The sequence below is a fragment of the Pseudomonas syringae group sp. 243L2 genome, assembly GCF_032587875.1.
Lineage (GTDB): Bacteria > Pseudomonadota > Gammaproteobacteria > Pseudomonadales > Pseudomonadaceae > Aquipseudomonas > Aquipseudomonas amygdali.
Window position 1 is genome coordinate 20,749 of sequence record NZ_JAWHPL010000003.1, and the last position, 22,999, is coordinate 43,747.

18 protein-coding genes are annotated in these 22,999 nt (G+C 59.7%); 14 read left to right on the forward strand and 4 right to left on the reverse strand.

Features of this window, described 5'->3' with window-relative positions:
• Positions 1-75 precede the first annotated feature (75 nt).
• The 4 genes from RYB66_RS01270 to edd all read right to left on the reverse strand — a co-directional run bounded on the left by RYB66_RS01270 (position 76) and on the right by edd (position 5,120).
• Positions 76-1,482, reverse strand: coding sequence for an ATP-binding protein (locus RYB66_RS01270; protein WP_004666131.1), 1,407 nt, complete (start codon positions 1,480-1,482; stop codon positions 76-78).
• 61 nt (positions 1,483-1,543) lie between these two features.
• Positions 1,544-2,281, reverse strand: coding sequence for a response regulator (locus RYB66_RS01275; RefSeq protein WP_004656016.1), 738 nt, complete (start codon positions 2,279-2,281; stop codon positions 1,544-1,546).
• 50 nt (positions 2,282-2,331) lie between these two features.
• A complete protein-coding gene (locus tag RYB66_RS01280) occupies positions 2,332-3,297 on the reverse strand; it encodes a glucokinase (RefSeq protein WP_004656014.1) in 966 nt (321 codons plus the stop codon).
• On the reverse strand, positions 3,294-5,120 hold the full coding sequence (gene edd, locus RYB66_RS01285) for a phosphogluconate dehydratase (RefSeq protein WP_004656012.1): 1,827 nt from the start codon (positions 5,118-5,120) through the stop codon (positions 3,294-3,296). Before edd ends, RYB66_RS01280 begins: the two co-directional genes overlap by 4 nt.
• A gap of 219 nt (positions 5,121-5,339) precedes the next feature.
• Between edd and gap the strand changes: the two genes are divergently transcribed.
• The 14 genes from gap (at position 5,340) to RYB66_RS01355 (ending at position 22,981) form a co-directional block, all read left to right on the forward strand.
• Complete coding sequence (gap, locus tag RYB66_RS01290; protein ID WP_005778146.1) at positions 5,340-6,341, forward strand: type I glyceraldehyde-3-phosphate dehydrogenase; 1,002 nt, start codon at positions 5,340-5,342, stop codon at positions 6,339-6,341.
• 113 nt (positions 6,342-6,454) lie between these two features.
• Complete coding sequence (locus tag RYB66_RS01295) at positions 6,455-6,973, forward strand: RNA polymerase sigma factor (protein ID WP_005778145.1); 519 nt, start codon at positions 6,455-6,457, stop codon at positions 6,971-6,973.
• A gap of 59 nt (positions 6,974-7,032) precedes the next feature.
• Positions 7,033-7,998: a FecR family protein gene (locus RYB66_RS01300; RefSeq protein ID WP_005778143.1), complete on the forward strand. Its 966-nt coding sequence runs from the start codon at positions 7,033-7,035 to the stop codon at positions 7,996-7,998.
• A 121-nt stretch (positions 7,999-8,119) separates the two neighbouring features.
• Positions 8,120-10,699 carry a TonB-dependent receptor gene (locus tag RYB66_RS01305; RefSeq protein WP_117140737.1) on the forward strand — a complete coding sequence of 860 codons (2,580 nt, stop codon included), beginning with the start codon at positions 8,120-8,122 and terminating at the stop codon, positions 10,697-10,699.
• A 117-nt stretch (positions 10,700-10,816) separates the two neighbouring features.
• Positions 10,817-11,431: a biliverdin-producing heme oxygenase gene (locus tag RYB66_RS01310; protein ID WP_057405375.1), complete on the forward strand. Its 615-nt coding sequence runs from the start codon at positions 10,817-10,819 to the stop codon at positions 11,429-11,431.
• A complete protein-coding gene (locus RYB66_RS01315) occupies positions 11,428-11,886 on the forward strand; it encodes a YbaN family protein (RefSeq protein WP_054077878.1) in 459 nt (152 codons plus the stop codon). Before RYB66_RS01310 ends, RYB66_RS01315 begins: the two co-directional genes overlap by 4 nt.
• Positions 11,887-11,984: 98 nt before the next feature.
• Positions 11,985-12,341 (forward strand): DUF5064 family protein, encoded by a 357-nt coding sequence (locus RYB66_RS01320; RefSeq protein WP_002552307.1) that lies wholly within the window; start codon positions 11,985-11,987, stop codon positions 12,339-12,341.
• Positions 12,342-12,817: 476 nt separating this feature from the next.
• The gene (locus RYB66_RS01325; protein WP_005745817.1) at positions 12,818-14,326 is read left to right on the forward strand and encodes a sigma-54-dependent transcriptional regulator; all 1,509 of its coding nucleotides are present in this window, start codon (positions 12,818-12,820) and stop codon (positions 14,324-14,326) included.
• 171 nt (positions 14,327-14,497) lie between these two features.
• A complete protein-coding gene (locus tag RYB66_RS01330; protein WP_316893561.1) occupies positions 14,498-16,228 on the forward strand; it encodes a PAS domain-containing sensor histidine kinase in 1,731 nt (576 codons plus the stop codon).
• Positions 16,213-16,602 (forward strand): response regulator, encoded by a 390-nt coding sequence (locus RYB66_RS01335; RefSeq protein ID WP_005745815.1) that lies wholly within the window; start codon positions 16,213-16,215, stop codon positions 16,600-16,602. Before RYB66_RS01330 ends, RYB66_RS01335 begins: the two co-directional genes overlap by 16 nt.
• A gap of 9 nt (positions 16,603-16,611) precedes the next feature.
• A complete protein-coding gene (locus RYB66_RS01340) occupies positions 16,612-18,729 on the forward strand; it encodes a putative bifunctional diguanylate cyclase/phosphodiesterase (protein WP_005778133.1) in 2,118 nt (705 codons plus the stop codon).
• A gap of 87 nt (positions 18,730-18,816) precedes the next feature.
• On the forward strand, positions 18,817-19,566 hold the full coding sequence (locus RYB66_RS01345; protein WP_183134537.1) for an efflux RND transporter periplasmic adaptor subunit: 750 nt from the start codon (positions 18,817-18,819) through the stop codon (positions 19,564-19,566).
• Positions 19,563-20,885, forward strand: a complete 1,323-nt coding sequence (locus RYB66_RS01350; protein ID WP_316886446.1) for an efflux RND transporter periplasmic adaptor subunit — start codon at positions 19,563-19,565, stop codon at positions 20,883-20,885. Before RYB66_RS01345 ends, RYB66_RS01350 begins: the two co-directional genes overlap by 4 nt.
• Complete coding sequence (locus tag RYB66_RS01355) at positions 20,885-22,981, forward strand: HlyD family efflux transporter periplasmic adaptor subunit (protein ID WP_005778125.1); 2,097 nt, start codon at positions 20,885-20,887, stop codon at positions 22,979-22,981. The genes RYB66_RS01350 and RYB66_RS01355 overlap by 1 nt, the downstream gene beginning before the upstream one ends.
• Positions 22,982-22,999: the final 18 nt, after the last annotated feature.

Sequence of the window (22,999 nt, forward strand, 5' to 3'; positions counted from 1 at the left end):
GACGCGCGATTGTCACAAGATGGTGACAATTGAAATCCCGGTGCAATCGATAGGTAAAAGCCACTTTGCAGCGCGTCATTCCGCAGTTCTCGGCAGGTACAACGTTACCCGCAACCCACCCTCACGCAGGTTCTGCAGGCTGACTTCGCCACCGTGACTGTGGGCAATGTTGCGCGCGATACCCAGGCCCAGACCGTAGCCCTGCTGCTGATTGCCTGCCAGACGGAAATGCGGTTCGAAAACGTGTTCGAGACGTTGTTCGGGCACACCAGGCCCTTCGTCATCCACATGCAGGACGAAAGCCGTGGCGTTATCCTCGACTTTCAGATGAGCGCGATGGCCATATTTAAGGGCATTGTCGATCAGGTTGCCCATGCAGCGCCGCAGCGCCAACGGCTTGCCGGGATAGGCAGCCTGAGCCTCGCCTTGCTGGGTGACACGTCCGTCGCCTTCAACATTCAGCCAGGGCTCGACCAGGCAATCAAGCAGTGCATTGAGGTCCACCGGCTCGATGTTTTCATGAATATCGGTATCTTTGACGCACTGCAGCGCGCCTTTGACCAGCAACTCCAGTTCGTCCAGATCGCGGCTGAATTTACGCTGCATGTGCTCATCTTCCAGCAGCTCGACACGCAACCGCAGCCGGGTGATGGGCGTGCGCAGATCATGCGAGATGGCACTGAACAACTGACCCCGTTCGGTCAGATAGCGGCTGATACGGGTGCGCATGGCGTTGAACGCACGGCTGACCTCGATCACCTCGCTGCCGCCGCCCTCGACCACCGGCTCGACGTCCGCGCCCAGTGACATGTCCCGTGCGGCCCGCGCCAGGCGTTTGAGCGGCCGGCTCTGCCAATGCACCAGCAAACCGATGAACAACAGCAAAAACATGCTGGTCAGGACGATGAATGAAACCTGCTGAAGGGGCAGCTCCTGCTCCTCCAGCGAGGTGTAGGGCTCAGGCAGCAGAGAGGCAATGTAAAACCATTCACCGGGCGCCATTTCGATTTGCGTAACCAGCACCGGCGGGTTCACCGGCTCAAGTGTCAGCGCGTAATGCGCCCAGGAACGCGGCAGTTCATCGAGCTTCAGGCCGCTGTTGAAAATACGCAGCTCATCGGGCCGCGCAAACCATACGGTGATGTCCGGCCCATTACCCAGACGCTGGCGCAATACCTCGCCCACCACGTCCAGGACCGCCTGCTTGCGAGGCGTGGGCTGCATGATTTGCATATCCAGCGGGTGATCGTTGAGCGAGACGACGAAACGGGTGCCGCCCATACTGCGCAGTTGATCCAGCACCATGGGCCGGTAGGCCAGCGGCAATGAGCGAAAGTAACTGACACTGGCCGCCATCGAGTAAGCGAGGCTGCGCGCGCTGGTCACCAGCCCTTCGGTCTGTGTGGCGCGCAACTGTGACAGCCAGATCACACTGGACAGTGTCTGAGCCAGCAGAACCGCCAGTAACGTCAACAGCAGCATGCGCCCCAGCAATGAGCGCGGCAGTGGCAGGCCGGTTCTTTTCGCTCCTGCCACCGGCGAGTTAATAGCCGTTGCCCGCTTGCGAGTTGACGTTCGCGGCCAGCAGATAACCACTGCCGCGAATGGTGCGGATCAGGCGCGGCGACTTGCCAGTATCGCGCAGACGCTGACGCAGCCGACTGACCGCCATGTCGACGATCCGCTCCAGCGGCATCAGCTCACGCCCGCGTGTGGCATTGCCGATAGTGTCGCGGTCGAGAATCTGCTGGGGGTTGTCGAGAAACAGCTTGAGCAGCGCAAAGTCGGCACCGGACAGAATCACTTCTTCGCCGTCATTGTGAAACAACCTGTGACTGACCATGTCCAGCCGCCATTCGTCGAACAGAATGACATCGCCGCCAGGACGCTCCTGACCGAACTGGGCGCGCCTCAACAGTGCCTTGATACGCGCTTGCAGCTCACGCGGGCTGAACGGCTTGCCCAGATAATCATCAGCGCCCAATTCCAGGCCGATGACCCGATCGGCTTCGTCCGAACTGGCGGTCAACATGATGATCGGCACATGCGGCTGGCGCGGATGCTGACGGATCCATTTGCACAGACTGAAACCGTCTTCATCGGGCAGCATCACATCAAGGATCAGCAAATCACTGGGTTCTTCGTTGAAGGCGCGGCGAAAATCAGCGCCATCACCCACCGTGCGCACCTGAAAACCGGCACGACTCAGGTAGGTGTCCAGCAACTCGCGAATCTCCTGATCGTCATCCACCAGCAGGATCGATTTACTGACTGAACTCAAGTTGAGGCGTCCTTGTTTGACGGTGAATCTTTGTTGTTATGGGATGCTGCTCAGATCTGCGAACCGAAGGCCTGTTGCAGAGCGACGCCTGAGCCCATCAGGCCAGGGTACTCGGCGGTCACCAGCCAGACCGGCAGGTTCTTGAAATAGTCGCTCATCACGCCCTTCTCGGCCATGGCGCGCTTGAAACCGCTGTTGATGAAGAACTCAGTGAAGCGCGGCACCACACCGCCGACAATGTACACGCCGCCCAGGCTGCCCAGGGTCAGCACATTGTTGCCCACCACCCTGCCTAGAAACACACAGAACTGCTCCAGCACGGCTGCGGCTACCGGGTCGCCCGCCAGCGCTGCCGAGGTGACAGCCGCAGGCGACTTGAGCACTGGCTCGATATCGTCCAGGGCGCAACTGACCTGATAGAGCAACAGCAAGCCCGCGCCACTGAGTACCACTTCAGCGCTGACATGCTCATGCTCAGCCATCAGGCGTGTCCATAACAGGGCCTCGCGTGCCGTGCCGATTGGCAGGTCAGCATGCCCGCCCTCGCCCGGCAGCGCCAGCCAGCGACTGCCGTCAAGCTTGATCAGCGTACCGATGCCCAGCCCGGTACCCGGCCCGACCACCACACGCGGCCGATCCGGCTTGCCAGCGCCAGGGCAAACCGTCAGGTATTCATCTTCCTTGAGCCGGGTCATGCCCAGCGCCATGGCGGTGAAGTCGTTGATCAGCAGCAGGTGATCGACTTTCAGGTCAGCGCAAAATGCCTCACGGCTCAACCGCCAGTGACTATTGGTGAACTGGAAAAAATCGCCATCCACCGGTCCGGCAACGGCCAGGCATACGTGGCTGATATCACCGCGCTGCAATTCAAGGTCCTGCAGATAGACTTCGATGGCCTTTTCCGGGCCGGCGTAGTCAATGGTCGGGAATACCCGGACAGAATGCAGCGTGTCGTCTTCCCAAATGGCAAAACGTGCATTGGTACCGCCTATATCACCGACCAGGGCCAACTTCACTTGAGCGTCTCCAGACTAGAAGTAAAGGCGCTGGCACCCTGCTCTGCGGAGCTGAAGGCCATGCGCATGAATCCAAAGAGCTCGCGACCACAGCCGACACTGTTGTCGATCTGGTTGATGGCCGGTTCTCTGGCGGCCAATTCTGACGCTTCGACCAGAACTTGTAACGTGCCTTTTACGCCATCCACACGGATCACATCACCATCGCGCACCAGTGCCAACGGGCCACCATCAAACGCTTCAGGGCAGACATGAATGGCCGCCGGGATTTTTCCCGATGCGCCCGACATACGTCCGTCGGTGACCAGCGCCACCTTGAAACCACGGTCCTGCAGAACACCCAGAAACGGCGTCATCTTGTGCAACTCGGGCATGCCGTTGCAGCGCGGACCCTGGAAGCGCATCACGGCGACGAAATCGCACTCCAGTTCACCGGCCTTGAACGCATCGGCCAGCTCCTTCTGATCCTGAAAGACCTTGGCTGGCGCTTCGACGATCTGATGCTCCGGGGCCACGGCAGAGACTTTCATCACCCCGCGGCCCAGGTTGCCCTCCATGACCCGCAAACCACCTTCCGGCGAGAACGGACGGGCGACCGGACGCAAAATGTTTTCATCAAGGCTTTCAAGCGGTCCTTCGCGCCAGACCAGCTTGCCATCCTCCAGGAATGGCTCTTTGGTGTAGCGGCTCAAGCCGTAACCGGCCACGGTATTGACGTTTTCGTGCAACAGACCGGCAGCCAGCAACTCACGGATCAGGAACGACATGCCGCCCGCCGCCTGGAAGTGGTTGATATCGGCTTTGCCGTTGGGGTAGACGTGACTCAGGGTTGGCACCACTTCCGACAGGTCGGCCATGTCCTGCCAGGTCAGTTGAATGCCCGCGGCCTGGGCAATCGCCGGCATGTGCAGCGTGTGGTTGGTCGAGCCACCTGTCGCGTGCAGGGCAACGATGGAGTTGACCAGCGAGCGCTCGTCGACGATTTCGCCGATCGGCATGAAGCTGCCGCTCTGCTTGGTCAGACGCGTCACCTGGTGAGCCGCTTCGGCGGTCAGTGCATCGCGCAGTGGCGTGTAGGGATTGACGAACGAGGCACCGGGAAGGTGCATGCCCATGACTTCCATCAGCAGCTGGTTGGTGTTGGCAGTGCCGTAGAAGGTGCAGGTTCCCGGACCGTGATAGGACTTCATTTCCGAGTCGAGCAACTCTTCACGGCTGGCCTTGCCTTCCGCGTAACGCTGCCGTACGTCGGCTTTTTCCTTGTTGGAGATACCTGAAACCATCGGTCCGCCCGGCACGAAGATGGTCGGCAGATGACCAAAACGCAGTGCGCCCATCATCAAGCCAGGGACGATCTTGTCGCAGATACCCAGCATCATCGCGGCGTCGAACATATTGTGTGACAACGCAACTGCCGTGGACATGGCAATCACTTCGCGACTGGCAATCGCCAGCTCCATACCCGGCTCACCCTGAGTCACGCCATCGCACATGGCAGGCACGCCGCCGGCAAACTGACCGACCGAACCAATGTCACGTAAAGCCTGTTTGATCTGGGCAGGAAAGTGTTCGTAGGGTTGATGCGCCGAGAGCATCTCGTTGTAGGAGGAGACGATTGCCACGTTGGCGGCGTTCATCAGACGCAGGCTTTGCTTGTCTTCCGGCCCGCAGGCAGCGACGCCGTGAGCAAAGTTGGCACATTGAAGCTTGCCGCGCATCGGGCCATCGCTCGCTGCGCCGCGAATCAATTGAAGGTAGCGCTGACGGGTATCGCGACTGCGGGCGATGAGTCGCTCGGTTACTTCAAGGACGCGGGGATGCATGTGATGAACTCCAGGCTAACGTCTAAGGTCACCCGTAAAGACGGTTCCGGTTTTCGAGCAGTGACGGGCGGGGAGCAGAACCCTGATCTCGATCAACCGGGAGGGCCTTTCAGGCTTGTAGTTGTAGATAAAACAAAATATTGCCACTAAAAAGGCTTGTTTTCTATTTCTATGAGAATAATCTTGTAATTCCAACAACAAATTCAGAAGGACGGCTGTATGACTCTTCGTATCGCAATCAACGGTTTTGGCCGCATCGGCCGCAACGTCCTACGCGCACTGTATACCCAAGGCTACCGCCAGGACCTGCAGGTCGTCGCCATCAACGATCTTGGCGACAGCGAAATGAACGCACACCTGCTGCGCTTCGACACCGTACACGGCCCTTTCAGCGGCACGGTCGAGTGCGACAAGGATAGCCTGACCGTCAATGGTGACCGTATTTCGGTCAGTGCCATTCGCAATCCGGCCGAGCTGCCGTGGAAGGCGCAGGACATTGATGTAGTGTTCGAGTGCACCGGCCTGTTCACCAGCCGTGACAAGGCCGCAGCGCACCTTACTGCCGGTGCCCGCAAGGTCATTATCTCCGCACCGGCCAGCGGTGCCGATGCCACCATCGTCTATGGTGTCAACCACGACACGCTGCGTCAGTCGCACCAGATCATCTCCAGTGCATCCTGCACCACCAATTGCCTGGCCCCGGTCGCCCAGGTACTGCACCGTGAACTGGGGATCGAAAATGGCCTGATGACCACCATCCATGCCTACACCAACGACCAGAACCTGATCGATGTCTATCACACCGATCCGTACCGCGCCCGCTCGGCGACGCAGTCGATGATCCCGAGCAAGACCGGCGCTGCCGAAGCAGTGGGCCTGGTACTGCCGGAGCTGGCAGGCAAACTCACCGGCATGGCGGTACGCGTACCGGTCATTAACGTTTCGCTGGTCGACCTGACCGTGACCCTGAAGCGTGAAACCACGGTCGATGAAGTCAACGCGCTGCTGAAAGAAGCCAGTCAGCATTCCAAAGTGCTGGGCTACAACGCCCTGCCGCTGGTTTCCCACGACTTCAATCACAACCCGTTGTCGTCGATTTTCGACGCCAATCACACCAAGGTCAGTGGCAGGTTGCTCAAGGTACTGTCGTGGTACGACAACGAATGGGCGTTCTCCAATCGTATGCTCGACAACTGCCTGGCACTGCACAACGCCGAGTAAATTCAGCGTCGCAGTGGGCAGCAGCGTAAGATAATTATTTACAGATGCAGGCTTGACCCGACCAAAAGATGAGAAGCATTATCATTTGCTCACATCTCTGGTCGGGCCTCTCTGTGTCGCAGTCACGCTTCAACGATGTCTTTCTGGCCCAGCGCCCGGTTCTGCTACGCACCCTGCAACGCATGGTCGGCAACCAAAACGCTGCCGAAGACCTGCTTCAGGAAACCTGGCTGCGCGTCAGCCGTGCATTGACCGAACACCCCGTCGACCACCTTGAACCCTTCGTCTTTCAGACCGCCCGCAACCTGGCGCTGGATCATTTGCGTGCGCGGCGTATTCATGGCCGGACCATGCTCGAAGATGTCTCACCCGACCAACTCGAAAGCGTCGTAGCCCAGATGGGCTCGCCTGAGGATGCTGCGCATGCCAAGCGCCTGCTTGAAAACCTGAGTGCCAGCCTGAGTACGTTGAGCCCGCGTCAGCAGAAAATCTTTACCCTCAGCCGCCTCGATGGCCGCAGTTATCTGGAAATCGCCGAGCAGCTTCAGGTCTCCGCCAGTACTGTCCAGAAAGAACTGAAACTGATCATGGCCATCTGCGTAGGCGTCCTCTCAAGACTTGACCCGCCCTGAACCCTGCCGCACGCTGCCAGACTCTTATCGATACAGTTTCAGGATTGCCGAGGAACACTGTGGCCCCGAGAACCGAACGCCCGCACGCGATTGCGCAGGACGTGTTGAGCAATGCTGCAATGGATCAGGCACTGACCTGGCTGGTCGAACTGGAAGGCGCAGACGCCACCAGGCTTGCCCGTTTTCAGGAATGGCTGAACGCCGATCCGGAACACGCACGCGCCTTCGATAAGGCCCGGACACTCTGGAATTCACAGCCGGTTCAGCACGCCGCCGAAAGCATCGCGCAACCCCGCAAGCCATCGGCGTGGCAACGTGTCCGTGCGCAATGGAAACCTCTCGCCACTGCAGCGGTGTTGCTGTTGGGGCTGTTCAGTTTCAGCAATCTGCCGCTGCGCCTGCAGGCCGATCACCTGACGATAATCGGTGAGCGCCAGCGCCTGGAACTGGCAGACGGCTCGAAAGTGCTGCTCAACACCGACTCGGCGTTCTCCAGTCAGATCGGTGAACAGCGGCGCTCTGCTCGCCTGCTGCAAGGCGAGGCATTCTTCGATGTCAGTTCCAGAGCGGGCGTGCCACTGGAAATCGAAGCCGGACCAGTGCGCATGAGTGCCAACAGCACCGAATTTTCCGTGCGTTATCTTAACGGCGTTGCCCAGGTGCAAGTGCAGCGCGGCGCTGTCGACGTGCGTGCCACACGCGGCGACTCCAGCGTCAGCCTGGGGGCCGGAGAAAGCGTTCGCGTGGGGCCTGCTGGCTTCGGGCATCGTGAAAAGCTTGACCCGCTCAGGGATTTCGCCTGGGTGCAAGGTCGACTGATCTTCGATAACCGCCCGCTGAGCGAAGTGCTGACCGAGCTGCGTCGTTACTATCCCGGCTGGATCATCAGCACCAACCCGCAACTGGATCGTGTGGCAGTGACCGGCAACTATCGCCTGGACAACCCGCTCGACGTGGTGCGGTCGCTGGCACAGATCACCTCGGCAAGCCTTCACGAAATGCCTGCGCTAGTGATTCTCAACTGAAGCAAAGTTTTTTTACTCGATAGCGACTGCCCGTTCGTCTAGTTATAGCCAATGCAACTGATTCTCATTTTGAAACGGTTTGTAAACACTATAACGAGCAACACCCCAGGGAGCGCTACCGATGTCATCCACGTTCACGCCTGCCGCCCAACCACACGTACGGCTCACGCTATCTCTGCTGACACTTGCAGTGCTGGGCGCCAGTCTACAGACGGTCAACGCCAGTGCTGCCAGTGAAAGCACCCAGGCGGCACGTTCGGCAGGCACCTACAACTTCTCGATTGGTCAGCAATCGCTGGTGTCGGCACTCAATGAATTCAGCCGCATCACCGGCTGGCAGGTGGGCGTGTCATCGGATCTCGCGCAAAATGTCACCTCCCAGGGTGCCCGCGGCAACCTGAGACCTGCGCAGGCGCTGGACACCCTGCTGGCCGGCAGCTCGCTGAGCTATCGCAATCTGGGCAACAACAATGTAGTGCTGGAAAGGCGCACCGCAACCGCCGGCGTCTTGGCCCTCGATCAGATCACCGTCAGCGCCACGCGTCAGGCACAGGATGTCGCCACGGTACCAAGCACCGTCAGCGTGCATTCCCGTGAAGAACTGGACCGCAGCAACGTCAACACCATCCGTGATCTGGTGCGCTACGAGCCGGGGGTTTCGGTGGGCGGCGCAGGCCAGCGCGCAGGCACAACCGGCTATAACATCCGCGGCATTGACGGCAACCGGATACTGACTCAGGTCGACGGCGTGGAAGTCCCCGACAGCTTTTTCACCGGTCCTTATGCGCAGACCCATCGTAACTATGTCGACCCGGAGATCGTCAAGCGCGTGGAAATCCTCCGCGGTCCGGCCTCGGCCCTGTACGGCAGCAGCGCAATCGGTGGGGTGGTCAGTTATTACACGCTGGACCCGGATGACATCATCAAGCCCGGCAAGGATGTCGGCGCACGCCTCAAGACCGGTTACAGCTCGGCAGACGAAAGCTGGTTGAACTCGGCCACTGTCGCAGGCCGTCAGGGCGAGTTTGACGGCTTGCTGCACGTGAGCCAGCGCAATGGTCATGAGACCGAATCCTATGGCGAAACAGGTGGCACAGGCCTGAGCCGCACCGAAGCCAACCCTGAGGATGCGCGCAGCACCAACGTGCTGGCCAAGCTGGGCTGGAATTATACCGACGGTTCGCGTCTGGCTCTGGCTTACGAAAAGTACAAGGACGACCGCGACAGCAACCTGAAAAGCGCAGTCGGTGGGCCGTTCACCAACGGCAGCGGGCTGGGCATGTATCAATCGCGCGAGGGTAACGACACCATCACCCGCGAGCGCTTCGGGGTCGAAAACAGCTTCGCCGTCGACAGCCTGCTGGTCGACGACCTCAAATGGAGCCTGAATTACCAGACCGCAAAGACTGATCAAAGCACCCGGGAGCGGTACTTTCCGTTTTCCCGAGATGTCATTCGTGATCGCGACACGCACTATCAGGAAAAGCAGTGGGTATTCGATGCCCAACTGGACAAGGCATTCTCTATCGCCAGCACGGACCATGTGCTGACCTACGGTACGACGGTAAAGCAGCAGAAAGTCACCGGGCTGCGCAGCGGCAGCGGGACCTGTGCACGCGTATTCGGCTCCTGCCGCGTGGTCGGTGCAGACAGCCCGAGCGACCGTCTGGCCGCGACGAGCGATTTCCCGGACCCGACCATCACCAGCTATGCGCTGTTCGCCCAGGATCAGATCAGCTGGAACGACTGGACCTTCATGCCCGGCGTGCGTTATGACCACACCACACTCGACCCGAAGTTCACGCCAGAATTTCTCAGGTCGGTCAGCCTCGACGACCCCGGTCAGGGCAACGACGAAACGCGGACATGGCATCGCTTGTCGCCCAAGTTCGGTGTGACTTATGCACTCAGCGACGCCTACACCTGGTACGGCCAGTATGCCGAAGGTTTCCGCACACCGTCGGCCAAGTCACTTTATGGACGCTTCGAAAACCCGACGGCAGGCTACGTGGTTGAGCCCAATCCGAACCTGGAGCCGGAAACCAGCAAAAGCTATGAAACCGGTTTACGCGGTCGCTTCGAATCCGGCTCGTTTGACATCGCGGTGTTCTACAACAAATACCGTGACTTCATCAACGAGGACGCCATCACCCCCGGTTACAGCGAACTCACGTTCCAGTCCAACAACATCAAGCACGCAACCATGAAGGGCGCGGAATTCAAAGGGCGCATCAATCTCGACAGCATCGGTGCGCCAAACGGTCTCTACAGCCAGGCATCGGTTGCCTACGTGCAGGGCCGCAACAACGATACAGGCGAGCCAATCAACAGCGTCAACCCGCTGACCGGTGTGATCGGCCTGGGCTATGACCAGAATGACTACGGCGGCCTGCTGAGCTGGACGCTGGTCAAGCGCAAGAATCGCGTGGATGACAGCAATTTCCACACGCCGGACGGCACCTCCAGTCAATTCAAGACCCCGGGCTACGGCATTCTGGACCTGAGCGGCTACTACAAGGTCAGCAACGATGTGACCGTCAATGCGGGTCTGTACAACCTGACCGACAAGAAATACTGGCGCTGGGATGATGTGCGCGGCTACGACGGCGTGGGCGAAGCTGGTGTGACGGCGCCCGCTAATCTGGATCGCCTGACCCAGCCGGGACGCAACTTCAGCGTCAACGTGGTGTGGGACATCTGAACCCGAAAGTAGAGTAAAACCCGTCGCCGAGTACATCGGCGGCAGGCTTTTTTTACGCTTTCGGGTGCAGCTATTCGTCTATTCAACAAGCCCCCTTTTTCAGCAAGGAAGAACTCGATGACCCTTGATCAGAACCGACCGACTCTGCGTTCGCAACGCCTGAGCCAGATCACCCACGCGCCACACGAACAGCTCGACAAGGCGGTCAAGGCACATGCGCCGTTTGAAACCCTGGCCAGCTACGCTCGCTTCGTGGTTGCTCAATACCTTTTTCAGACGGAATTGCAAAGCCTGTACAACGAGCCCGCGCTAGGGGCGATCATCAACGACCTGCCGGCCCGCTGCCGCGCAGAACAGGCCGGAGCGGATCTTGCCGACCTGAACATGGACCTTCCCCTGCCGGTGGCTGGCGAAGTACAAGCGCCGAGCACCGCAGAAGCGCTCGGCTGGCTATTTGTCTCCGAAGGTTCCAAGCTGGGTGCTGCATTCCTGATCAAACGTGCCGAAGCCTTGAACCTGAGCCACAGCTTTGGCGCCCGGCATCTGAGCGAGCCTGCCGGAGGCCGCGCAGCAGGCTGGAAGACCTTTGTCAGGACGCTTGACGGGCTGTCGCTGACCGTCGAGCAGGAAGCAGCACTTGATCGAGGCGCCATTGCCGCATTCGAGCGTTTCAATGTCCTGCTGCAACACGCCTACGCCGATGCCCCGGTTGCAGACATGGCACAGGCATGAAAAAGCGCCCGGTGCTGTTAAGCTGGCCGGGCTCCCCGAACCTGCCTGTAGAGACCATGACGTACAAACCACCCGGCTCAAGACTCTCGCGCCTTTTATACGGCATCCTCGCCTACGTCGCCCTCGGCATAGGCATTGTCGCGATCTTCATTCCCGGCTTGCCGACCACCGAGTTCATTCTGCTGGCGGCGTGGGCGGCGACACGCAGCTCGCCGCGTCTGAATGCCTGGCTGGAAAACCATCGTGTGTTCGGCCCGATCCTGCACAACTGGCGCAACGGCAGACTGGTCGCCCGCAAGGCCAAGATCAGCGCCACCATCAGCATGCTGGTCTGCGCCGTGGTGATGCTGAGCCTGATCGGCCACGCCTGGTGGCTTTATCTGGCTCTTACCGGTATGGCGCTGGGTAATCTGTGGATATGGTCGAGGCCGGAACCGGACAAGATCGATCGTTGAGCGCAGGCATGATGCGAGCGGCACCCTGCACGAGGCTGAACCGTCCGGTCGCGAGGAGTGTCAGACTGAACACACTCAACACTTGATGGAGTCACTTCATGTACGAGCCAGGCCATCTGCACCTCACCCACGTGGCGCTTCAACCGTCGGATATCAGCTATGACATCCACTTGCGCTACAACGTGGAGGAAGATCCCAAGCAAGGCACGTCCATGCACTTCACCATGCAGGGCGAAATCAACGGCAAGCCGTTCGAAGAGCAGTTCCAGCTGCCCCGTGACCTCGCCTTCAACTTCGCCCATGACGCCAGTCGCATCGCGATCAGACACGGCTTGCCCAACTCGGCCGCACTGCCCATCGCCCAGCACAAGGACTACGACCGAATGTTCGCGGACATTCGCGACAAACTCCACGCCAAGTCAGGCGACCCGGTCAAGCCGGAGCATCTGGAGTAAGCGCCAGGCTCCTCTTGGCAACGGAAGCACGAGGTCCGGCGAACACTCTCGTGCCCATGCTCCGCGTGGGTATGCCGTTCCGGACGCTCTGCGTCCTCTCCTGAATAAACAGCGTGGCGTAAATCCATGACGCAGAGCGTCAAGAAGGGCATTCCCACGCTGGAGCGTGAGGAACGATAGGTGTACGGCAGAGCACCAGCGTGCAGTAGCGTGAGGAACGACGCTCCGCAGAACACCATCGTGCCCATGCTCCGCGTGGGTATGCCGTTCCGGACGCTCTGCGTCCTCTCCTGAATAAACAGCGTGGCGTAAATCCATGACGCAGAGCGTCAAGAAGGGCATTCCCACGCTGGAGCGTGAGGAACGATAGTTGCCCGGGAGAACACTATCGTGCTCATGCCCACCACCGGATTTCACCAAACCTGCCGCTACAAGGCATACTTGCCGCCTTCTAATCCGCGAAACGTCAATGCCTCATGCGCATCCATGTCAGCTTCATCGACCGCGTCGGTATCACCCAGGAAGTGCTGGCGATCCTGGGTGGACGCAATCTGAATCTGGATGCCGTGGAGATGGTACCGCCCAATGTCTATATCGACGCGCCGACCCTCAGCCACCAGATGCTCGAAGAACTCAAGGACGCGCTGTTTCGGGTTCGTGGGGTAGAAGCAATCACTGTGGTCGACATCCTGCCGGGTCAGCGCCGCCATCTGCAACTGGACGCGCTGCTCGCCGCCATGACCGACCCGGTACTGGCACTGGACAGCGCCGGGCATGTGCTGCTGGCCAATCCCGCGTTGATCGCACTGATCGGCCGGGAACCTGCAGGCGAACCCATTGCTGAACTGTTCGCCGACCCCGGTTTGCAAGCAGCATTGCTGGAAAACAGCTTTCGACTGCCACTGCGCGAAATCACCCTCAACGGTGAAGCGCTGTTGCTGGATGCCACCCCAATCACCGAGGCGGGTGCGCTGATTACCCTTTACCTGCCCAGCCGTATCGGTGAGCGCCTGTCGGCGCTGCATCACGATCACGCCGAAGGTTTCGATGCGCTGCTCGGCGAGTCAGCCGCAATCCGCACCCTCAAGGCGCGCGCGCAACGTGTGGCGGCGCTGGATGCACCGTTGCTGATTCAAGGTGAGACCGGCACCGGTAAAGAACTGGTAGCGCGGGCTTGCCACGCCAGCAGCGCGCGTTACGGCGAGCCATTCCTGGCACTGAACTGCGCGGCGCTGCCAGAAAACCTGGCTGAAAGCGAACTGTTCGGTTATGCCCCGGGTGCCTTCACCGGCGCCCAGCGCGGTGGCAAGCCGGGGCTGATGGAACTGGCCAATCAGGGCACCGTGTTTCTTGATGAAATCGGCGAAATGTCGCCTTATCTGCAAGCCAAACTGCTGCGCTTTCTCAACGATGGCAGCTTCCGGCGTGTCGGTGGAGACCGGGAGGTCAGGGTCAATGTGCGTATCCTCAGCGCTACCCACCGCGATCTGGAAAAAATGGTCAGCGAAGGTACCTTTCGTGAAGACCTTTTCTACCGCCTCAACGTCCTCAATCTCGAGGTACCGCCGCTACGCGAACGCGGGCAGGACATTCTGCTGCTGGCCCGCTACTTCATGGAACAGGCCTGCGCGCAGATTCAGCGTCCAGTGTGCAGGCTTGCGCACGGCACCTACCCTGCTCTGCTGGGCAATCGCTGGCCGGGCAATGTTCGTCAATTGCAGAACGTGATCTTCCGTGCTGCCGCCATCTGCGAACACACTCAAGTGGATATAGGCGATCTGGATATCGCAGGCACTGCAGTTGCGCATCCGCACGACAGCCCCGTGGACAGCCTCGAACATGCCGTCGAGGCATTTGAAAGAAATCTGCTGGAAAAACTCTACGCAGACTATCCATCTACCCGTCAGTTGGCCGCGCGTCTGCATACTTCGCACACCGCCATCGCTCATCGACTGCGAAAATATGGAATACCGGGCAAGCGCTAATCTATTGACGCCATTTATCGAAAATATATTCCGAAAAGATTCATTTAATAACTAATCTGCCGATACTGATCTGGTATGGTCCACAAACCTCTTATCATCCATTTGAGTGGATGTCCGTAAGTGTGATTACGGCCGTAATGGCAGAAAGGTCAGGTAGTACCGGGAAGTGATATGTCAACCCCGCCAGCAGACCGCCCGCTTGCCGATTCTCAGTCTCGTGCTGAAAAAATCGTCGAATCTCGCCGTCAGAAAATCCTGCTCAAAACCGGCGCGCTGCAGGACGCGATTTTCAACAGCGCCTACTTCTCCAGCATCGCGACCGACGAACACGGCGTCATCCAGATATTCAACGTGGGTGCCGAACGCATGCTTGGTTACCACTCTGAAGATGTGGTCGACAAAATCACGCCGGCAGATATCTCCGACCCCGCCGAGCTGATCATCCGCGCGGCAGCGCTCAGCCATGAACTGAACACGCCCATCACGCCGGGCTTTGAGGCACTGGTATTCAAGGCTTCGCGTGGCATCGAAGACATCTACGAATTGACCTACATCCGCAAGGACGGCAGCCGCCTGTCGGCCATGGTGTCGGTCACTTCACTGCGAGACAGCGCCGAAACCATCATTGGTTATCTGCTGATCGGCACCGACAACACCGCGCGCAAGCAGGAAGAGGAAGCCCAGGCTCTAATGGATCAGCGGTTGCGTGACCAGCAGTTCTACACCCGCTCGCTGATCGAATCGAACATCGACGCGCTGATGATGACCGACCCGCAAGGCATCATTTCCGACGTCAACAAGCAGATGATGGCGCTGACCGGGCGCACCCGTGATGAGTTGATCGGCGCGCCCTGCAAAAACTTCTTCACAGACCCGGCGAGTGCCGATGCCGCGATCAAACGCGTGCTCAGCGAACATAAGGTCAGCGACTACGAACTCACCGTGCGGGCCTACGACGGCACCGAAACCGTGGTGTCCTACAACGCTGCGACTTTTCATGACCGGGACCGCAAGCTCAAGGGTGTCTTCGCTGCCGCCCGAGACGTGACCGAGCGCAAGCGCTTCGAACGCACGCTGGAAGAAAAAAACGTCGAGCTGGAACACGCCAGCCATATGAAGTCCGAGTTCCTTGCCACCATGTCCCACGAGTTGCGCACACCGCTGAACGCCGTCATCGGTTTTTCCGAGGCGCTCAAGGACGGCATGGTCGGCGACATGACCGATGCCCAGCGACGGTACATCGGCGATATCTTCAACAGCGGCCAGCATCTGCTCTCGCTGATTAACGACATTCTCGACCTGTCCAAGGTCGAAGCCGGAATGATGACCCTGGAGCTTGAACCGGTCGATCTGGACGAATTGCTGAGCAACAGTCTGCTGATCGTTCGCGAGCAGGCCGCCCTGCAACGCATTCAGTTGAAACTGGAAACAGATGCCGACTTCGGCCTGCTTGAGCTGGATCGGCGCAAGACCAAGCAGATTGTCTACAACTTGCTGGCCAACGCAGTGAAATTCAGCGAACCCGGCGGCTGGGTGACCCTGGCGGTGCGCCAAGTGTCATTTGCTCACGCAGGCGTCATTGAGGGTGACTGGCCAGCACACACGTTTCCATTGCCCTCCAGTGAATACGAACAGTTTCTGGAACTGAGCGTCAGCGACACAGGAATCGGTATCGCCCAAAGCGATATGAACAAACTGTTCAAAGCCTTTAGTCAGATCGACAGTGGTCTGGCACGCAAATTCGAGGGCACCGGACTGGGCCTGGCGATGGTCAAGCAGCTGACCGAACTGCATGGCGGCTGCGTCGCGGTCGCAAGCGTCAAGGACCTCGGCGCACGTTTTGTGGTCTGGCTGCCCATCCGCCCGCCTGAATGCGAGGAGGCACGATGGCCCAGATCCTGATCATTGAAGACAATGCGGCGAATATGCGCCTGACGGAGCTGTTATTGACCAGCGCCGGTCACAGCGTACTGTCGGCAGTCGATGCTGAAACCGGCCTGAAACTGGCCCTTGAGCGTCAGCCCGACCTGATTCTGATGGATATTCACCTGCCGGAAATGGACGGCCTGATTGCCACCGCGCTGTTGAAGAAAGACGCCGGCACAGCCGCGATCCCGGTGGTCGCCTTGACCGCAATGGCCATGAAGGAAGACAAGGAAAAGATCCGTCTGGCGGGCTGCAACGCTTACATCATCAAACCATTGCGCTACAAGGAGCTGTACCGGGTTATCGACACCCTGCTGGAAAAAAAACTGCCTCAACAGCCAATTACCTGAGCATTCGATATGACCCAGAGCGCCGCAACCATCCTGATTATCGATGACGATGTCCATGTCCGGGACCTGCTGGAGGTTCTGCTGCAGAATCAGGGTTATCGGACGCTGACTGCGGAATCGGGCGAGCTGGGGCTGGCCATGGTCGAACTACAAGCGCCTGACCTGATCCTGCTGGACATCATGATGCCGGGCATGGACGGTTACGAAGTCGCCAGTCAGCTCAAGGCCAGCAAGAGCACCGCCAATATACCGATCATCATGCTCTCGGCACTTGACGAGCAAAGTGCACGTTTGTCAGGGCTGGAAGCCGGTGCCGAGGAATACCTCAACAAACCGGTGGACAGCGCCGAGCTATGGTTACGTGTGCGTAACCTGCTGCGCCTCAAGGCGTTTGGCGACTACCTGAAAAACCACAGCCTGATCCTCGAAGACCAATTGCAGCAGCGCACCATAGACCTTGAGCGTTTTCGTACGGTGATGGACGCTTCTGAAGATGCCATTTTCCTGATCAACCGCAACACCATGAGTCTGATCGAATTCAACCGCAGGGCATGTCAGCTGCTGGGCTACACCGCTGAAGAACTGGCGCACAAGACCCCGGCCGAGCTGGGCGAGACGTCAATGGAAAATCTGGAAGTCGTGTATGACCAGATCATCGCCGGCAAAGGCCCCAGCGAACCACTGGAAACCCAGATTCGCGACAAGAGCGGACGCGATGTCGAGGTAGAGATCCATCGCCAGGCCTATCGTACCGGCGAGGACTGGGTCATCGTCGGCATCGTCCGCGACATCACCCGGCGCAAGGAAAGCGATCAGCGCCTGCTGACCATGGCCCACTACGACGCACTGACCGGCCTGCCCAATCGGGACCTTTTTTTTACCAGCCTGCAAATGGGCGTGACCCAGGCGGCCATCAGCCGCTGGAAGCTGGCAGCACTGACGGTGAATCTGGATGGCTTCAAGAACATCAACGAAACCTGGGGGCATGTACTGGGCGACGAGGTGCTGCTGGAAGTCAGCCGCCGCCTGTCGGAGTGCCTCAACGCCAGCGACACCCTTGGCCGTGTGGATGGCGATCAGTTTGCACTGATTCTGATGCTTCGTGACGGCCAGGCCGATACCCGCCAGACACTGGACCGCATTCGCAACGCATTGCGCGTGCCTTTTCAGTTGGAAGGCCAGAGTATCGTCATGACCGCCAGTATCGGCATCGCACTTTATCCGGAGGACGGCGAAGACTCTCGCGAGCTGATCAAACACGCCTACACCGCAATGAACAGTGCTAAAAAAATAGGCCCGGACACCTATCGGTTCTATACCGCGCAGATGAACGCTGACGTCTCGGCACGCCTGGACCTCGAAGCGGCCTTGCGTGACGCCGTGCAAAAACAGGCGTTCGAGATTGTCTACCAGCCTAAACTCAACCTGACTGACAACCGGGTATGCGGGCTTGAAGCCTTGCTGCGCTGGCCGCGCCCTGGCCAGGCAGGCATTTCGCCCGCCGTATTTGTTCCGGTGCTGGAAAGTCTGGGGTTGATCGGTGAAGTCGGCAACTGGGTGGTCGACAGCGTTTGCGCGCAGATTGCGCGCTGGCAACGTTCCGGGCTGGGCTCTTTTCAGGTGGCAGTCAACATCTCCGGGCAGCAGATTTCCAGCAGCAGTCTGGTGGCCGACATTCGTCAGGCACTTGAGAAACACAAAGTTGCGCCGCAGTGGCTGGAGGTCGAACTGACGGAAAGCTCGTTGATGGAAAACACCTCTCACACCATCGCTACCCTGGGTGCGCTACGCGCCAATGGCGTGAGTATTTCCATCGACGATTTCGGCACCGGCTATTCAAGTCTGGCTTACTTGCGCCGATTCCCTATCGACAAGCTTAAAATCGATATCGCATTCATTCGCGAAGTGACCAGCAACCCACAGGACGCGGCCATTGCCAGAGCCATCATTGAACTGGCTCACAGCCTCGACCTGAAGGTTATCGCCGAAGGTGTGGAAACACCCGAGCAACTGGCGTTTCTGCGTGAAAACCATTGCGATCAAATCCAGGGTTACCTGATCAGCAAGCCGCTGCCACTGGGAGAGCTCGAGGTCTTTCTTCGATCACCGGCAAGCCGCGTCGGGTGACACAGCATAGTCGGCACAGGCGGTGCCGATCATGCCATTTTTGAAGGAGTTCGCTGCATGCGGTGTTTGCCAGCTGTACTTTTAGGGATGCTAAGTGTGGCGGGGCTGGCTCAGGCGCAAATGCCGAGCGATGCCGGACTGATCGAGGACAACGCAGCAGCCAGTACACCCACCTCGTCCAGCGAAGCGCGGGGCGTATTGCGCGCAACCAATCAGGCTGTCCTCGCCAGCGAGTTGTCCGGCCGTATTACTGACCTGCCTTTCCAGGAAGGCGAGTCTTTCAACAAAGGCGATACCCTCGCCCGCTTCGACTGTTCGGCCTACCAGGCTCAGCTCAATGCCGCGCAGGCAGCCAGCCGTGGTGCCAGCGAGGAACTGGCGCACAACCGGCAACTGGCGGCGCTCAACTCGGTGGGTCGTTTCGAGGTGGCACGTGCCGAGGCGAAGCTTTCCGAAACTCAGGCGCAGTCTGGCGTCTATCAGGTACAGATCAAGCGCTGCAGCGTGGTTGCGCCCTACGACGGGCAAGTCGTCGAGCGCAAGGTGAAGCGTTACGAGAGTGTCGCAGCCGGTACGCCGATGCTCGAAATCGTCGACAACCGCACGCTGGAAATTCACCTGCTGGTGCCCTCGCGCTGGATGAGCAGACTCAAGCCCGGACAAACCTTCAGCTTCGTTCCCGACGAGACCGGTCAGCCGCTGACCGCCACCGTCAAGCGCCTCGGTGCGCGTATCGATGAAGGCAGCCAGACATTGCTGCTGATCGCCAGCCTGCCCAAAGCGGAGGGCCTGCTGGGAGGCATGAGCGGTACTGCACATTTTGCGGAGCTCAAGTGAACGCCCCCGCATCCGGCGCGGTTGAACGGGTTTTCGCGCAGTTTCTCGACCTTGAACGGCTGACCCGCGCCGCACCTGCGATAGATCAACTGGCGTACAGCCTGGTCAACGACAGCCAGGGGTTGTTCGGCTATCGCCACGCAGCGCTGGTGATCGCCGGCAAGGTGCGCTCAGTGACGGGAGTCAGCATCATCGAACCCAATGCGCCGTTCGTGGCCTTTGTCGAACATGCCGTCGGCCAGTTGCTGAAACTGGAGCAGGTCAAACCGGCGCGCGTCGTGCACATGGATTCACTCAGCGCATCGGTACGCGATGACTGGAACAGCCTCTCGGCACCGCATGTTTTCTGGCTGCCGCTGCAAGACCGTAAAGGTGAGGTGTTTGGCGGCCTGTGGCTGGCCCGCGACACGCTGTGGACACCCGCAGAGCAAATCCTGCTGGCGCAACTGGGCGATACCTGCAGCCACGCGTGGCTCGCCTTGCAGCCCGGAAAACCGTGGCGCCTGCGCTTCAACCGCAAGCGCCAGGCCTTACTAGTGATGCTGGCGCTGTTGTGCCTGCTGATTCCGGTGCGTCAGTCGGTACTGGCACCCGCCGAAGTCGTACCGCTGGGCGGACGCGTGGTGGCTGCGCCGCTGGATGGCGTGGTGGCCGAGTTTCTGGTCAAGCCCAATCAGGTCGTCAAGACCGGGGACCTGCTGCTGCGTTTCGAGAACACGACCCTCAAGGCTCAGGCTGATGTAGCCGAACGGGCACTGGGCGTTGCCGAAGCGGAACTGAAAGCCAACTCGCAGCGCTCTTTCGCCGATGCCGAATCCAGTTCACGAATCGACCTGCTGGCGGCCCGTGTCGAGCAGAAGCGTGCCGAGCGCGATTATGCCCGTGAACTGCTTAAACGCAGTGAAGTGCGCGCCGAACGCGACGGTATCGCGGTATTTGCCGATGCCCAGCGCTGGCTCGGCAAGCCGGTGCAGACCGGCGAGCGTCTGCTGGAAATTGCCGACCCGACTCAGGCCGAGCTGCGCATCGAGCTGGCAGTTGGCGACGCCATCGCCCTGCAACCGGATGCCGAAATCGCATTGTTTCTGGACAGCGACCCGCTGCAACGGCATGCCGCCCGCCTTGAGCGAGCAGCCTATGAGGCCCAGCCCACTCCCGGCGGGCAGCTGGCGTATCGTCTGGATGCCAGCTTTCTCGATTCGCCGCCACCCCGGATCGGGCTGCGTGGCACAGCCAAGGTATTCGGCGACCGTGCTCCACTGGCGCTGTACCTGCTGCGTCGCCCTCTTGCCGGCCTGCGTCAAAGTGTAGGCCTGTAATGAACCTGCCCAACCTGCGTGCAGATTTGCAGCTTACACCTGCCGCCCCAGCCCTTGACGGTTCGCCACGCTGGACCTTGGCCGACCCGGTGCGCGGTCGCTATTTCAAGCTTGGCACCCAGGCCATTCGCCTGTTGCGTCATTGGGCGCTGGGTGATGCTTCACAGGTGCTGCAAGCGGCCAACCGCGAGCCGGGCCTGCCGTTGGGCGACACCGAGATTGACGAGTTGCTGCGTTTCTTGCGCGGCCATGACCTGATCGCAGCGCGCGATCCGGAGCAGCGTGCCAGTTACGCCTACAAGGCCGCAGCGGCACGTCATGGGCTGTGGCAGATGCTCTTGCATCAATATCTGTTCTTCCGGATTCCGCTCTGGCGTCCTGACGCATTTCTCAACAAGGCTTGGCCGTGGCTGGCGCGCTACGGTTCAAGGCTGCTGCGCTACGGGCTGCCGCTCACGCTGGGGCTGGGAATTTTTCTGGTAGCCCGGGACTGGCAACGCTTCATCGGGACCTTTCCCCACCTGTTCAGTCTGGGTGGCGCGCTGGCATTCGGTATAGCGCTGTTTTTCGCCAAACTCTGCCATGAGTTCGGCCACGCATTCATGGCCAAGCGTGCCGGATGCCGGGTACAGAGCATGGGCGTGGCGTTCATGGTCCTGTTGCCGTTGTTCTATACCGATGTCAGCGATGCCTGGCGGGTCAACGATCGCCGCGCCCGACTGCTGATCGGCGCGGGTGGCGTGCTGGCGGAAATGCTGCTGGCATGTATCGCCTTGCTGGCCTGGTCACTGCTACCCGACGGACCGGCGCGCACCGCAGCATTCATGCTCGCCAGCGCGACGTGGCTGACCACTGTGGTGGTCAACCTCAATCCGTTCATGCGCTTTGATGGTTACTTTCTGATCAGCGATTTTTGGGAAGTCGACAATCTTCAGGGTCGGGCTTTTGCCCTGTGTCGCTGGCGACTGCGCGAGGCGCTGTTCGGCTACGGCCTTCCCGCACCGGAGCCGTGGTCAGCGGCCATGCAGCGTCGTCTGCTGTGGTGGGGGTATCTGTCCTGGTTGTGGCGTGCAGCACTGTTTTTCGGTATCGCGCTGGCGGTCTACCATCTGTTTTTCAAGTTGCTGGGGATTTTCCTGATGCTGGTGGAGTTGGGCTGGTTCATTTTTCTGCCGATTTTCAAGGAATGTCGCCACTGGTGGTCACACCGCGAACAGGCGTACGCACCCCGTGTGCTGCTCAGTGCGGCAGGCTTGCTGGCACTGCTCCTGTTGCTCATCGTACCGTGGCACAGCAGTGTCGAGTTGCCGGTGATGCTGGAAGCCGAAAGTGTGACGGCCATACATGCCCCGGCCGCTGCCAGAGTCAGGCAGGTCAATGTGCACGACGGCCAGAAGGTCGAACAAGGCGCCGTGCTGATGGAACTGGAATCCCCGGATATCGACTCGCGGCAAAGTATCGTGCGCCGTGAGATCAACATTTTGCAGTTGCAGATGCGTCGTCAGGCAGGCCGCAGCGAGACCGCCGCCGATGCCGGGATTCTCGAACAGCGTCTGGCCGAAGCCGTTGCCGAGTATCGCGGCCTGGCTGCACGACGCGAACGTCTGCTGTTACGCGCTCCCAAGGCCGGGCAGGTGCGCGACCTGCTGCCCCAGTTGAGCGAAGGTCGCTGGGTTTCAACCAGAGACCCGCTGCTGAGGATTGTCGAGGAAGGCACGCGAATTCGCGGTTACGTGGCCGAGAACGCGCTGTGGCGTATCGCACCTGGTGATCGCGGACGCTTTATTGCCGATGATCCGATGCGTGAGTCGCTGCTCGTGGAGCTTCAGGAAGTCGATGCCAACGGCGTGGCGTGGCTGGATCAAGAGGCGTTGAGTTCCGATCACCACGGACCGATTGCCGTGCGGCGTGACGAAAATCAGCGCGCCGAACCGGTACAGGGCCAGTATGGTGTACGCCTGAAACTGGTCGACAACAGCGCTGCACCGTCCCAGCCGTTGCGTGGCGTAGCGGTGCTGGATGGCCGCAGTGAATCCCTGTTGGGCGCAACCTGGCGCAGGCTTGCCGCCCTGGGAGTAAGAGAAAGCGGGTTCTGAAGCTGACACATGGACAGA

Bases quoted from the DNA above. Each gene is read 5' to 3' on its own strand.
- RYB66_RS01325 (WP_005745817.1), top strand. From the start codon at position 12,818: ATGCGCATCCATGTCAGCTTCATCGACCGCGTCGGTATCACCCAGGAA.
- gap (WP_005778146.1), top strand. From the start codon at position 5,340: ATGACTCTTCGTATCGCAATCAACGGTTTTGGCCGCATCGGCCGCAAC.
- RYB66_RS01315 (WP_054077878.1), top strand. From the start codon at position 11,428: ATGAAAAAGCGCCCGGTGCTGTTAAGCTGGCCGGGCTCCCCGAACCTG.
- edd (WP_004656012.1), bottom strand. From the start codon at position 5,120: ATGCATCCCCGCGTCCTTGAAGTAACCGAGCGACTCATCGCCCGCAGT.
- RYB66_RS01335 (WP_005745815.1), top strand. From the start codon at position 16,213: ATGGCCCAGATCCTGATCATTGAAGACAATGCGGCGAATATGCGCCTG.
- RYB66_RS01340 (WP_005778133.1), top strand. From the start codon at position 16,612: ATGACCCAGAGCGCCGCAACCATCCTGATTATCGATGACGATGTCCAT.
- RYB66_RS01345 (WP_183134537.1), top strand. From the start codon at position 18,817: ATGCTAAGTGTGGCGGGGCTGGCTCAGGCGCAAATGCCGAGCGATGCC.
- RYB66_RS01270 (WP_004666131.1), bottom strand. From the start codon at position 1,482: ATGCTGCTGTTGACGTTACTGGCGGTTCTGCTGGCTCAGACACTGTCC.
- RYB66_RS01310 (WP_057405375.1), top strand. From the start codon at position 10,817: ATGACCCTTGATCAGAACCGACCGACTCTGCGTTCGCAACGCCTGAGC.
- RYB66_RS01305 (WP_117140737.1), top strand. From the start codon at position 8,120: ATGTCATCCACGTTCACGCCTGCCGCCCAACCACACGTACGGCTCACG.
- RYB66_RS01330 (WP_316893561.1), top strand. From the start codon at position 14,498: ATGTCAACCCCGCCAGCAGACCGCCCGCTTGCCGATTCTCAGTCTCGT.
- RYB66_RS01320 (WP_002552307.1), top strand. From the start codon at position 11,985: ATGTACGAGCCAGGCCATCTGCACCTCACCCACGTGGCGCTTCAACCG.
- RYB66_RS01355 (WP_005778125.1), top strand. From the start codon at position 20,885: ATGAACCTGCCCAACCTGCGTGCAGATTTGCAGCTTACACCTGCCGCC.